This is a genomic window from Thermotoga profunda AZM34c06 (assembly GCF_000828675.1).
Classification (GTDB): Bacteria; Thermotogota; Thermotogae; order Thermotogales; family DSM-5069; genus Pseudothermotoga_B; species Pseudothermotoga_B profunda.
Genome location: NZ_AP014510.1, coordinates 341,525 through 354,493 on the forward strand (window position 1 = coordinate 341,525; position 12,969 = coordinate 354,493).

The following is a 12,969-nucleotide window of genomic DNA, read 5'->3' on the forward strand; positions in this document are numbered from 1 at the left end:
ATGAAGGTTGAAAAAATAACAGATCGTGGTAAAGTAATAGAGCAAAAAGGTGATGCGTTGTGCGAACAAAAATCCTGATAGGTGTCATTCTGAGTTTGGGAATGACTGCGTTAATATCACTTTTCGGTGCAAAAGAGAGTCTTTTGGCAGCGTTCAAGTCCATTGATCTTCGGATATTCTCGATTGCATGCTGTGCTTACTTTATTTTTATGCTGATTGATGCACTTAGAACAAAGATTTTATTGTCGCATAATGGATTAAAAGTTAGCTATTTATTGTGTTTTCAAAACACTGTGCTTGGTCTTTATACGAGTGCTATAACCCCTTTTTCAGCAGGTGGTCAACCTTTTCAGATATATCATCTGGTCAAGAACAACATTTCAATAGAAAGATCATCGATGGCAATTGGTGTGAAATTCATCACATCACTGACTCTGATGATTACAACTTCATTTTTTCTGATTTTGTTTCGGGGTAAGAAACTCATATCTGATAACAGTTCGGCTTTTATGGTTTATGCTGGTCTTATACTCACAAGTGCCATTTATGTATTTTTTCTACTTCTCATTCTTTCAAAGAATTTCACATATAGAATTTTCACCTCGAAATTTTTAACAAAGGTGATATCCCGTTTGACTAAGAAAGATATACAATTAGTTCTTAAGAAAACAGTTGATTCCCTATCAAATTATTTTGAATTGCTCAAGAATCTGTGGACCTCTTCAAAGATACTCCTGTTGGTCAATGTGTTTTTGACTGGTTTAGAGATATTATTGACAATGAGTGTTCCGTATATATTAGTATTGAGTTTTGGTTTTTGCAAGGTGAATTACCTTGAGTTCTTGGCGGCAATACTTGCGATGACTATGGTTGTGTACTTCTTACCAACACCTGGCTCTTCTGGCGGTGTTGAAGGTGCCTTCTACATAATGTTTAAAAATTTGATTTCACGCGATATTGTTGTTGCAACTGTCATAACATGGCGCTTGATCACGTATTATACAATGATTGCTCTTGGGACTTTGCTGCTGTCAAAAATGCTTTTGACCTTCAAACAAACAAAGCCGTAATGAAAGACAATGCGTACATAGCTCCGCATAACATCAGAGCTTTCCAACCTCTTTTGTTGTGACCCTTCATCTTTTCCTTTTCGTCATTCTTCATGGCTCTCAAACCTAATTCGAAGCTCAAGATGGCGAATAACAATATACCAGATCCCACAAAGAACAAGATATTTGAAACAACCTTCAAGTTATCACCTCGCGATATACCTTATCTTTTGTGTTTCATTAGAAAACGTTTCTGATATTTTGAAATCCCTCACCGAAAGTATAACGTGCCTCGTTGACGATTATGAAAGAACTCTTGTCGGTTTTTCGGATGAAAGATATCAACTCACCGAGCTCTCTTCTTCTCAAAACTATTAACAATATCTTTCTGTATTTTTTGGTGTATGCGCCATATCCGTCCAGATACGTTGCACCTCTTTTCAATTTGTTCAAAACAAAATCTGCTATTTGTTCATTCTTTTCTGATATTACTATAACTTGTGTAGATGTTTCGATGCCTTTCATCACAAAATCGATCGTCATGCCATTTATTATAATGGCCAGAATTGCATACATACCCGTTCTCACACCAAATGTCAAACCTGCGAGAACACCGATAATAAAATCGACGATTAACAAGGTTGTTCCCATCGGTGCAGCGTAATATCTGTTTAATATCCTCGCTACTATATCTGTCCCACCCGTGGAAGCATTTTGAGTGAAGGTGATAGCCATTCCGATCGCAGTGAGAACATCTCCAAAGAATACTGCAAGCATCATATCTCCAGCGATGTACCTTGGTAACTTTATGAATCTATCGAAAAGGTCCACAAGAAAAGTTATTAAAAAGGTGCAGTATATCGTTTTTATGCTGAAGTCAAAACCGACCGTGAGAAAGGCGATTAAAAATAACAAACCATTTATTATATACATCCAGACACCAACCGGCAATTTGATCACACCATTGAGAACCATGGCAAGTCCACTTGCACCACCAGCGGCTATGTTGTTTGGTATTAGAAAAACCACAAGACCTATAGCTGTTATCAACACACCAACGCTCGCAAGTATGTATTCTCTGATGACTAAGCTCTTATTCATTCGCTCACCCCTCCTAATTAGCAAGATTTTACCATGGAGAAAATCACAACTTCACAACCATTTGTGAGTTTCACAAATGAGAAAGTGTGATTTGATTAGATAATACCTCTATTTTATGATTTTATCGTATATAATCACCGTTATTTGGGCGTAATTTCTTGCGATTGCCAAAAATGACACTTGATTACTTATCATGAGTGGTGTATTCTATAATTAGCACTCAAATAGGTAGAGTGATAAGATTTTATAAAAATGAAAGGAGGTCTGATTTTATGAAAGTTACGCCACTTGGCGAGAGGCTGTTGATCAAACCCTTGAAAGAGGAAAAAAGAACCGAGGGAGGTATAGTTTTACCAGATTCGGCAAAGGAAAAACCAATGAGAGCCGAGGTAATTGCTGTTGGGGAAAAAGTTGAAAACATCGACGTAAAAGCCGGAGACAAAGTTATCTTCTCAAAGTATGCTGGTACTGAAATCAAAATTGATGAGGTTGATTACATCATCATTGATGCGAATGATATTCTTGCAAAGATCGAAGAGTGAAGGGAGGAATGAGTAATGCCGAAACTTTTGAGATTTGATGAAGAAGCTCGCAGATCCTTGGAAAGAGGCGTAAACAAAGTCGCTGATGCAGTGAGAATTACACTTGGACCAAAAGGTAGAAATGTTGTTATCGAGAAAAGCTGGGGATCTCCAACTATCACCAATGACGGTGTTTCTATAGCAAAAGAGATCGACCTTGAGGACAAATTTGAAAATCTCGGTGCGCAACTTGTAAAAGAAGTTGCTTCAAAGACCAATGACGTAGCTGGTGACGGAACAACAACGGCTACAGTGCTTGCACAGGCAATGATCAGAGAAGGTTTAAAGAACGTTGCTGCAGGTTCAAATCCAATACTTCTCAAACGCGGTATTGATAAAGCATCAGAAAAAGTAGCAAAGTACATCAAAGAAAAATCTAAGAAACTCTCTGGTAGAGAAGATATCGCACACGTTGCTGCAATCAGTGCAAACAATACAGAGATTGGTGAACTCATAGCCGAGGCAATGGACAAAGTTGGTGAAGATGGAGTCATCACGGTTGAAGATTCAAAGACCCTGGAAACCTATGTTGAATTCACAGAAGGTATGCAGTTTGATAGAGGATACATTTCTCCGTATTTTGTAACCGATGCAGAGAAAATGGAAGTTGAGCTTAAAGAACCTTTCATTCTCATCACAGATAAAAAGCTGAGTGCAATTAAACCTTTGATACCCATTCTTGAGAAAGTTGCTCAGACTGGTAGGCCAATCCTTGTTATCGCGGAAGATGTTGAGGGAGAGGCATTGACCACACTTGTTCTCAACAAACTGAAGGGCACACTCTCTGCCTGTGCAGTGAAAGCTCCTGGTTTTGGTGACAGAAGAAAAGCCATGCTTCAGGACATCGCAATCCTCACAGGTGGGACAGTTATTAGCGATGAACTTGGAATAAACCTCGAGGATGTAACACTTGAAGATCTTGGAAGAGCAGATCTTGTGAGAGTTAAGAAAGATGACACGATCATCATTGGTGGAAAGGGAAATCCAGAAGAGATCAAAAAGAGAATCGCTCAGATAAAATCCCAGATTGAGCAAACAACATCCGAATATGAGAAAGAAACTCTGCAAGAAAGAATGGCAAAGCTCGCTGGTGGAGTTGCAGTCATAAAGGTCGGTGCTGCGACTGAAACAGAGCTTAAAGAAAAGAAACACAGGATTGAAGACGCTTTGAGCGCAACAAGGGCAGCTGTCGAAGAAGGAATAGTTCCTGGTGGTGGAGTAACACTTCTCAGAAGTAGAAAAGTTCTGGAAGGTCTTCTCAAAGAACTCGATGGAGATGAAAAGGTTGGTGCCACAATAGTTTACAAGTCGCTTGAGTATCCTATCAGACAGATCGCAGAAAATGCTGGATATGACGGTGCAGTTATCGTTGAAAAGATACTCTCTTCAAAAGACGACGCCTATGGATTCGACGCACTCAAAGGTGAATACACGGATATGTTCAAAGCTGGAATTATCGATCCAGCAAAGGTCACAAGAAGTGCACTGCAGAATGCTGCTTCCATTGCTGGGATGCTTTTGACAACAGAAGTGCTTGTTGTTGAAAAGCCAGAAGAAAAGAAAGAAACACCTCCCGCAATGCCACCTGAATATTAATACTAAAGAAAAATGGCAAGGAGGGCGGATGCCCTCCTTATTTTTTATTAATTTGAGAGTTAGTTTTGTATAAGTTCTGTACATAGCTATTTGACAAGTAAAGTTTGAAATTTGATTGAATATTCGCTCTACAGAATAATTTCCTTCAATTGTTAGTTTTATACGTTTCGTATAATATATAATGGAAGGCGCCAACCAGGATCCTGGAAAATCTCATTTCGTATATTGGCATAAGTCTACTCTTTTGGAAATTAGACACCTTATATTTATCTTTTGATCTTTTCAAAGCTTTCAACATCTCCATCAACGACATAGAAAAGCTTATAGAAAAATGGCCAGAAGACACATTCCATTTATGGGATTGTGATGAATGGCTTTGACAAATCATAAACAATGATGTATTATAATGTACATAAAAGGGAATGAATACACACTCTTAAAGTATACTGAGAGACATGTCAAACACTCCATTGAGTCCAACAACCTATGGATAGGCTTCATGAACAGTCTATCGCTCAATGGAGTAAAGGAAATAGCAACGTAAGGGTATCTCTGAATCCAGTTAATGCTGGATAGGAGTAGAAGGCACTTGACTCGCCCAGTCAGAGTAGCGATAGCTACGTACTGACTCAAAGAATCCTATCCCCTTCAGGGGATTGGGAGTAGGTCAATTGGGTTAACATGTTCTCTGTTGAGCAACTCCAAATATTTTTGATGATCTCTCTTTTGAAGTTTTCTGAGTAGATGTTCAAATTCATACCGAAGTTGACCTTTTGTGACTTTTATTTTTATGGAACTATCTACTTGTGAAAGATCGATTTTTGAAAGATCAAAGTTATAATTTCTTGATTTTGATTCTTCATAGATATAGAAAAGATACGTGTTTATTGCCTTCAGAGGATTAGAATGACTCTTGAATCTCTCCAACTGAGGATGATTTTTATACCCCTTGGTTTTAAAAGATAAAACGGCTTTTGCAAGGAGTGCCTCTCTCCATACAGCGAGTAATCCTTTTCTGTCTAAATAACTAAAATCTATCGACCACAATCTCATTCGATCACCAAAATAATTATTATCATAAATCTTGTGCGGATTTCTAAAAAGTCAATATTTTCACATTTTTCCGCAGCTATCAGCTGCGGTTTTTTGTTTAATGTTTTGCCAGTGATTTTTTATGAGGTTCGATAATCTTTGAGTTCATAGTATAATTGAACATGGTGCCACGATAGGCGGGGGGTTGGCGGTCCCCTGTAACCCGAAATCCGCCATAGCGGGGCTGAAGGCCTATCTGAGGCTACTCAGGTTAGGAAATGGGCTGTATGGAAAGCGTTGAAGGTTGGGTCCTGTGCAACGATGGGCTGTGAACCTGGTCAGGTCCGGAAGGAAGCAGCCATAAGCAGTTTCCGTCGTGTGCCGCAGGGAAGCCTGACTGGAGCTGGAAATACAGTACCGTCCTGGTCTGGGTCAGTCGAAGATAGGTTCGTGGCACCTTTTATTTTGCCTTGTTTTTACACCCGCTCAATGTGGTATTTTTAAAATCCTATAATTAAAATTCTTGACAGTTTATAAAATTAACTATATAATTCACTTGGGGTGGGTACATGAAAATTGACGCAGAGCAGATTATGAAATCTATTTTCGATTTGGTCTTAACATTTTCGAGGATGCTCAACTTTAACAATGAAATTGAGAATTTAAGAGCTATTGAACTGTATGTACTTTTATATGTTGCTCAAAGAGGATCACAAAAGATGAGTGAACTTGCTCAGGCATTTTCCATGACAAAGAGCAACATAACTTTTCTTGTTGATTCACTTGAGCAAAAGGGTTTTGTCATGCGATCAAGATCAAATGAAGACAGACGCGTCGTAATGATTGAGTTAACTCAAAAGGGTCAGCAAATATACAAACAGATTCTTTCAGATTTTTCAAAACTGATAGACAAGGTCACCTCCCAGATACCTTCCCAGGATCTGGCGGTGATGGCTGATGGCTTTGAAAGACTTTCAAAGCTTTTTGGAATGGGTGAAAAACGATGATTTTGGTGACGGGAGCAACGGGTCATTTAGGGAATGTCCTTGTTAGATTACTTGTTGCATCAAAACAAAATGTCAGAGCGATGGTAGTACCTTTTGAAGATACTCTACCACTTGAAGGTTTACCAATACAAATTGTTAAAGGAGATATAAGAGACTATGATTTTGTTCGTGATGCGAGCAAAGACGTTGAGGTGGTTTATCATCTTGCTGCAATGATATCGATTCTGGGAAAGAAAAGAATGGTTTATGAAGTGAATGTAGGTGGTACTGAAAATATCATAAAAGCATGTAAAGAAAACAGAGTTCAAAGACTTGTCTATGTAAGCTCTATACACGCATTTTCTGAGCCAAAACCAGGCTCACTCATAGATGAATCGGTTCCTATAGATCCCCAAAAGACATCGGGGGACTACGCAAAATCAAAAGCAATGGCTACATTGAAAGTTCTCGAATCAGCAAAAGAAGGCTTGAATGCAGTTATTGTCTGCCCTACAGGGATTGTTGGGCCATACGATTGGCGAGTATCTGAAATGGGAAATCTGTTGCTTTTGTATTCGAAAAACCTTCTCAAAGTTGGTGTTTCAGGTTCCTTTGATTTTGTCGATGTACGAGATGTAGCAAATCTTTTGATCAAGACTTGTAGTGAGGCTGAAAAAGGAGATTTGTTCATTGCAAGTGGTCATTACACAACAATAAGAGCTTTTATTCAGACTCTTCAAAAGATTAGGTCTTCAAGATCTGTGAACATCTTCTTGCCGAGTTATGTAGCCTATCCTGTTTCCTTAATTACATCGGTTTACTATCTCATAAGAAAGAAGAAACCTTTGCTGACGCCATACAGTGTCCACACCTTGACAAGAAACTATGTTTATTCACATCAAAAAGCCACAGAAAAACTCGGCTATAGTCCAAGACCTCTTTGTGATTCTTTGAGAGATGCTCTGCAATGGTTTGAAGACAATGGTTATCTGAAAAAAATTAGCTCTGCTCTGACTTTTGCTGAACGATCTTCATGATCTTTTCTTTAAGTTCTGATTCATAATCTGGTTGTATTCGTTCATATTCAGATTTAAAAAGCGGTGAAGATATTAAAAAGTCCGCCGTTGATCTTGTAATCGCGACTGGTATATTGTATACCGTGGCAATTCTTATGAGTGCTTTTATATCAACGTCATGTGCGAGAGGTTCAAGGGGATCCCAGAAGAAGATCAATATATCTATCTCACCGTTTGATATCTTTGCCCCTATTTCCTGATCTCCTCCTAAGGGTCCGCTTTTGAATTTTGTCACTTTAAGACCTGTCTTTTGTTCAATCAAAGAGCCTGTGGTCCCCGTTGCAAAGAGTTCATGTTCCGACAAGGTACCCTTGTTGAATTCTACCCATTCAATCAAGTCTTTTTTTCTTCTGTCATGGGCAATTAGAGCTATTCTTTTTTTCCTTGTCATGATAATTCTTTTTTGCATGTGACATTCACCCCCATAGTCAATGTTAATCGATTGGATGGTTCATTTCAAGTTCGGCATTTTGAAGATATCAGAAAAAGATTTTAAAACCACAACGATGAAAATGTTTGTTATACGAACTTTAATTGCTTGTTGCGTAACATCAAATTCAATTTAAATACGTAAATTCGGTGGTATGATTAGCGACAATAAAAACAGTTAAGGGATTTTTCAAGACATTTTTGTAGATCTATATATTCCTTTGGGAGGGTCTATCTTGAAAATCAAATGCGGGGTTCTGCTCACACCATTTGAGCAGATGAATGATGTTACCATTCTCGTCGAAGATGGAAAGATCAGACAAATCACGAGAGAATATGGCTTTCATGGTGTTGAAGATTGTATCGATGCCAGCAATTATTACGTCGTACCTGGTTTTATCGATCCACATACACACGTAGGAATATACCGCCTTGAGGGTGAAAATGGTGATCATGGATTTGAGGGTTCAGACCCTTTGACCCCTCATTTGAATGTAGTGGATGGAGTTGACCCATTTGATCCTGCTTTCGAAGATGCAATAAGGGCTGGTGTAACGACAATTGGCATACTTCCAGGTTCATATATGTCTTTTGGCAGTAGCGTGGAAAAAATCACCATTATACCAGGGCAGGGTGCGATTTATAAGACGAATCGAAGATTGATCAAAAAATCAGCATGCATCAAAGCTGCGCTTGGAGAACACCCAAAGAGATTTCTCACAGAACGTAAGATGACACCTACCACGAGGATGGGAATAGTGTCTGAGATAAGATCAATTCTCACGCAGACACAGCAATATATGAAAGACACCCATGAAAAAACAAATCCAAAGTTGGAAGCTTTGATCCCTTTATTTGAGAAAAAAATTCCATTGAGAATTCATGTTCATACTGTTAGAGACATTGTTGCTGCAAAAAGACTTGCCGAGGAATTCGATATAAAAATCATACTTGACCATGGAACCGAAGCTTACATGTTAAAAGATGATCTAAGAGATATACCTGTTGTTTATGGTCCTGTGGTTTTCTCCAAAAGAGGAGTCGAGTTGAAAAATTTAGACAGTTCAAATCTCTCGAAAATGAAGGGTATGGATTTCTGCCTCACAACGGATCATCCTACGATTCCTATTCAGTATCTTGATTTACTCGCTGGTTTATCTATATCTGAAGGTTTCTCCATTTGTGAAGCATTATCTCTTATCACCATCAATGCCGCAAGAATTCTTGGTATAGATGACGAGACAGGATCGATAGAAATCGGGAAGTCCGCAGATCTTGTGATTCTCTCAGGTAAGCCTTTTCAACCAGATACGAAAGTGGTATGCACAATCGTCGATGGTCAAGTCTACTGGGGGAATGAAAGATGATCGCAATTATTGGAGGCACTATCTGGACTGGATTTGAAACTATCGAAAACGGGTTGGTGCTGGTCAGAAACGGAAAGATAGATTATGTTGGTAAAATGGTTGGTTTTGACTCTGAATACAGAAAGATAGATGCAGCGGGAAAGTTCATCACCCCAGGTTTTATCGATGCGCACAGTCACATTGGTTTGATCCCAGAAGGATTGGATTGGGAATACAGTGATGTCAATGATTTTTCAGGACCTATAACTCCACAGATGAGGGCAATAGATGCAATTGATTTCTTCGATAAAGCTTTTTATGATGCTATATCTGGTGGAGTGACCACAGTCTACACTGGACCAGGCAGCGCCAATGTAATTGGAGGAGTAGGGTTAGTAACAAAAACCACAGGCAGAGTATTGTTAGAAGAGGCAGCTCTGAAGATGGCACTGGGTCCCAAAGGAATCAGAGAATACAAATCCAAGGAGCCATATCCATCCACTCGGATGGGAACGGTCGCTCTTTTGAGAAATACTCTGCATGATGTGAAAAGATGGATAGAAAACCCACAGAATGTTGATAATGTGAAAGAATTTCAGTATCGCTATATATCGAAAGTACTGAGAAAGGAAATGATGGCAAAAATTCACCTTTCAACTTCTCCTGATGAGATCATTGCAGTTTTGAATATCATAAAAGAATTCGGTCTTTATGCAACGATTGATCATGTTTTTGCGGGAGATTTACTTGTAAATGAAATAAAGCAATCTGGTGTTCCAGTTGTGTACGGTCCTGTGATGTTTTCAAAACTCTATTCGGCTTTCAGGTATGTCAATGACAAGATACCCGTGAAGTTGTTAAAAGCAGGTATATGTACTGCTTTAATGACAGACCATCCAGTTATTTCACAAAAACATTTGAGATTGCTTGGTAGTGTGGTTGTTAGGAATGGACTTTCTTACGATGATGCCTTAAAGATGATCACTATCAATCCAGCAAAAATGCTTAGAATTGACGATAGAGTTGGAAGTATCTGTGTTGGGAAAGATGCAGATCTGGTTGTATCAAACGATCATCCCCTAAAACCAGATGCAAAGATTGAAACCGTAATTGTAGATGGAAAGATTGTTTACAGTTGTTCTTAATTAAACTGTTTAAGGAGGTGTTATCATGGGAAAGAAACTGCTTGTTCTGGTATTTTTGGTAGCCTGCACGTTGTTACTCATCGCCGCCCAAACACCTAAAAAAGGTGGAACTTTGGTTATTGCCTATTGGGGTGATCCTATCTCTTTCAACCCAAATGCAAAGACTGACGATGCTGGAAATGGGATTTACGGATGTATTTTCAGCAAACTCGTAGCTTTAGATGCTGATTACAATGTGATACCAGACCTTGCTGAAAGCTGGGAAGTCTCTTCTGATGGACTCACTTATACTTTTCATCTTAGAAAAGGTGTAAAGTGGCACGATGGTGTACCATGTACAGCTGAAGATGCAGTCTGGACGTACAGCCAGATCAAATCTCGCCCAGAGGCAACGGCTTCAAAGTACTTTGAAAAGGTTGTATCAATCGAGGCAAAGGATGATTACACAGTAGTTTTCAAAATGAGTCAACCACAAGCAGCTTTCCTGGGATTTTTGGCTTGGTATGGAACGTGGGTGATGCCAAAACACATATACGATATAACCAAAGATGGGTCTCCTGTCGATTGGATGGATAATCCAGCCACGCAGAAACCTGTTGGGACAGGACCTTTTAAATTTGTTGAATGGGTAAAAGGCAGTCACGTTACTTTACAGAAGAATCCTGATTACTTTATGGGTGAACCTTATCTTGATAGGATTATTTTTAAGATCATACCAGATCAAGACACCGCTCAACAAGCTTTGCTGAGTGGCGAAGTTGATGTAAATAGCAACGTTAGCGTCGTACACATTCCAATCTATCAAAAGATGCCAGATTTAGTTGTTTTTCAAAAACCGGCTCCAAGTAGATATTATATGGGATTCAATGTCGCAAGGCGCTCATCACCTTTTAATAACCCAAAGGTGCGTTTTGCAGCTGCTTATGCTCTCAATAGGCAAGAAATTTTCGACAAAGCAATTAAATACGGATCTGTAAGTGATGGATTTTATACGATAGGTATCCCCTGGGCTTACAACCCAAACACAAAGGCACCAAGTCAAGATTTGAAAATGGCTGAAAAATTGTTAGACGAAGCAGGATATCCAAGAGGAAAAGATGGTTATAGATTTGAGGTTACTTTGGTTTATTTCCAAGGACAGGTTTGGAGGGATATGGCTACAATTATAAAAGAGCAATTGGACAAGGTTGGTATCAAGGTAAAGTTGGAAGAATATGAAATAGCTGCCTACATAGAAAAGTGTTTAAAGGCAGGAGATTTTGACCTAACAGTTCTCAATGGTTTCCAAGGGCCCGATCCAGATAATCTTAAGCTCAGAGTAGGTACAGGTGGAGATATAAATGTGATGGGTTATTCTTCTAAGGAAGTTGATGAGTTGCTTGATGAAGGTGCAACTGCTGTAGATCAAAACAAGAGAAAGGAATATTATTTCAAAATTCAAGAAATACTCGCACAAGATCTCCCATTTTATCCAATTGGCGAAGTTGCGATCAATTATGTACACAAGAAATATGTAAAGGATATGCCATATCAGTTGATTGGAAAGATAGCTCTCAATAACTACGCAAAGACTTGGTTGGATAAATAATCAGTTGCCACCCACTACTGTGGGTGGCTTGCCTTTAAAGGAGAGTGTGCTTTTACATGGATCATTTTGCTCGTTATTTAACAAGAAGGATTATCTCTGCTGCCATATTGGTGTTTTTAGTTCTGACTTTGAATTTTTTCATTATACATTTTGCGCCGGGTGATCCTGTCACTATAATGGCGGGGCTTGAAAATCCATCAAAGCAGATGATAGAAGCACTCAGAAAAAGATATGGACTTGATCAACCGGTTGTTATGCAGTATTTCAAATACATTGGAAATCTATTAAAAGGAGATTTTGGTTATTCTTATGTATATGATCAGCCAAGCTGGACTCTGATAAAACAAAGAATCGTTCCAACTCTCATTTTAACAATCACAAGTAGTCTTATTGCTTTCTTCATAGGCACCTATCTTGCGATACTTGTGAGTAGAACACAAAAGACACACAGTGATACGATTGTATCGATTATTTCCTACATATTGTATGCAATGCCATCTTTTTGGCTTGGTTTGATAATGATCCTTGTATTTTCAGCAAAACTTCGATGGTTTCCAACTTCGGGTATGTTCAATCTAAGGGAATCTTATGAGGGAATACGTAAATTTGCTGATTTACTACATCACTTGACTTTGCCTGCTATAACACTTATTTTGATCCAAATGCCGGTTTTTTACAGAGTGACAAGAGCAAGTATAATTCAAAATTATAAACAAGATTATGTAATAACCTTGACTGCTATAGGCTTACCAAGAAAGAGACTTTTCAAGAAATACGTGATAAGAAATGCCATTATACCTTCTTTAACTGTTTTTGGCATAACCATGGGATTTTCTGTGACTGGTGCAACGATTATTGAGACAGTTTTCTCATGGCCTGGGATGGGTAGATTGCTGCTGGATGCAATATATAGAAGAGATTATCAATTGATACTTGGTATTTATTTTTTAATGGCCGTCTTCATAAGTGTGGCTATGATTATAACAGATTTGGTGATCGCCTTTGTCGATCCAAGGATTAGACTGACTTAGAGGTGATTA

13 protein-coding genes and 1 other RNA gene are annotated in these 12,969 nt (G+C 38.7%); 10 read left to right on the forward strand and 4 right to left on the reverse strand.

Features of this window, described 5'->3' with window-relative positions:
* Window positions 1-59: 59 nt before the first annotated feature.
* On the forward strand, window positions 60-1,070 hold the full coding sequence (locus tag TSP02S_RS01585) for a lysylphosphatidylglycerol synthase transmembrane domain-containing protein (protein WP_041081380.1): 1,011 nt from the start codon (window positions 60-62) through the stop codon (window positions 1,068-1,070).
* Here the strand turns inward: TSP02S_RS01585 and TSP02S_RS01590 are convergent.
* Together TSP02S_RS01590 and TSP02S_RS01595 are read right to left on the reverse strand one after the other, a co-directional pair.
* Window positions 1,051-1,251: a hypothetical protein gene (locus TSP02S_RS01590; RefSeq protein ID WP_041081382.1), complete on the reverse strand. Its 201-nt coding sequence runs from the start codon at window positions 1,249-1,251 to the stop codon at window positions 1,051-1,053. The two genes, TSP02S_RS01585 and TSP02S_RS01590, sit on opposite strands and share 20 nt — an antisense overlap.
* Before the next feature lie 38 nt (window positions 1,252-1,289).
* Window positions 1,290-2,150 carry a YitT family protein gene (locus TSP02S_RS01595; RefSeq protein WP_041081384.1) on the reverse strand — a complete coding sequence of 287 codons (861 nt, stop codon included), beginning with the start codon at window positions 2,148-2,150 and terminating at the stop codon, window positions 1,290-1,292.
* Between the two features lie 272 nt (window positions 2,151-2,422).
* Here TSP02S_RS01595 and groES point away from each other — a divergent pair, with 272 nt between their 5' ends.
* Together groES and groL are read left to right on the forward strand one after the other, a co-directional pair.
* On the forward strand, window positions 2,423-2,692 hold the full coding sequence (gene groES, locus TSP02S_RS01600) for a co-chaperone GroES (protein ID WP_041081386.1): 270 nt from the start codon (window positions 2,423-2,425) through the stop codon (window positions 2,690-2,692).
* Window positions 2,693-2,707: 15 nt separating this feature from the next.
* Window positions 2,708-4,327 carry a chaperonin GroEL gene (gene groL, locus TSP02S_RS01605; RefSeq protein ID WP_041081388.1) on the forward strand — a complete coding sequence of 540 codons (1,620 nt, stop codon included), beginning with the start codon at window positions 2,708-2,710 and terminating at the stop codon, window positions 4,325-4,327.
* 648 nt (window positions 4,328-4,975) lie between these two features.
* Here the strand turns inward: groL and TSP02S_RS01610 are convergent.
* Window positions 4,976-5,380 carry a pyrimidine dimer DNA glycosylase/endonuclease V gene (locus TSP02S_RS01610; RefSeq protein WP_041081389.1) on the reverse strand — a complete coding sequence of 135 codons (405 nt, stop codon included), beginning with the start codon at window positions 5,378-5,380 and terminating at the stop codon, window positions 4,976-4,978.
* A gap of 167 nt (window positions 5,381-5,547) precedes the next feature.
* On the opposite strand from TSP02S_RS01610, the gene ffs reads away from it, so the two are divergent.
* The 3 genes from ffs to TSP02S_RS01620 all read left to right on the forward strand — a co-directional run bounded on the left by ffs (window position 5,548) and on the right by TSP02S_RS01620 (window position 7,382).
* Window positions 5,548-5,813, forward strand: an RNA gene (gene ffs / locus TSP02S_RS10830) — signal recognition particle sRNA large type.
* A gap of 115 nt (window positions 5,814-5,928) precedes the next feature.
* Complete coding sequence (locus TSP02S_RS01615; protein WP_052465263.1) at window positions 5,929-6,366, forward strand: MarR family winged helix-turn-helix transcriptional regulator; 438 nt, start codon at window positions 5,929-5,931, stop codon at window positions 6,364-6,366.
* Complete coding sequence (locus tag TSP02S_RS01620; RefSeq protein WP_041081391.1) at window positions 6,363-7,382, forward strand: NAD-dependent epimerase/dehydratase family protein; 1,020 nt, start codon at window positions 6,363-6,365, stop codon at window positions 7,380-7,382. The genes TSP02S_RS01615 and TSP02S_RS01620 overlap by 4 nt, the downstream gene beginning before the upstream one ends.
* Here the strand turns inward: TSP02S_RS01620 and TSP02S_RS01625 are convergent.
* Window positions 7,345-7,830: a methylglyoxal synthase gene (locus TSP02S_RS01625; RefSeq protein ID WP_041081393.1), complete on the reverse strand. Its 486-nt coding sequence runs from the start codon at window positions 7,828-7,830 to the stop codon at window positions 7,345-7,347. The genes TSP02S_RS01620 and TSP02S_RS01625 overlap by 38 nt on opposite strands.
* 256 nt (window positions 7,831-8,086) lie before the next feature.
* On the opposite strand from TSP02S_RS01625, the gene TSP02S_RS01630 reads away from it, so the two are divergent.
* From TSP02S_RS01630 to TSP02S_RS01645, 4 genes are read left to right on the forward strand one after another with little or no spacing between them, the layout of a single operon-like run.
* The gene (locus tag TSP02S_RS01630) at window positions 8,087-9,217 is read left to right on the forward strand and encodes an amidohydrolase family protein (RefSeq protein WP_052465264.1); all 1,131 of its coding nucleotides are present in this window, start codon (window positions 8,087-8,089) and stop codon (window positions 9,215-9,217) included.
* Window positions 9,214-10,341, forward strand: coding sequence for an amidohydrolase (locus TSP02S_RS01635; RefSeq protein ID WP_041081397.1), 1,128 nt, complete (start codon window positions 9,214-9,216; stop codon window positions 10,339-10,341). Before TSP02S_RS01630 ends, TSP02S_RS01635 begins: the two co-directional genes overlap by 4 nt.
* Window positions 10,342-10,366: 25 nt before the next feature.
* Window positions 10,367-11,929 (forward strand): ABC transporter substrate-binding protein, encoded by a 1,563-nt coding sequence (locus TSP02S_RS01640; RefSeq protein ID WP_041081399.1) that lies wholly within the window; start codon window positions 10,367-10,369, stop codon window positions 11,927-11,929.
* A gap of 56 nt (window positions 11,930-11,985) precedes the next feature.
* Window positions 11,986-12,960 (forward strand): ABC transporter permease, encoded by a 975-nt coding sequence (locus TSP02S_RS01645; protein ID WP_041081401.1) that lies wholly within the window; start codon window positions 11,986-11,988, stop codon window positions 12,958-12,960.
* Window positions 12,961-12,969: the final 9 nt, after the last annotated feature.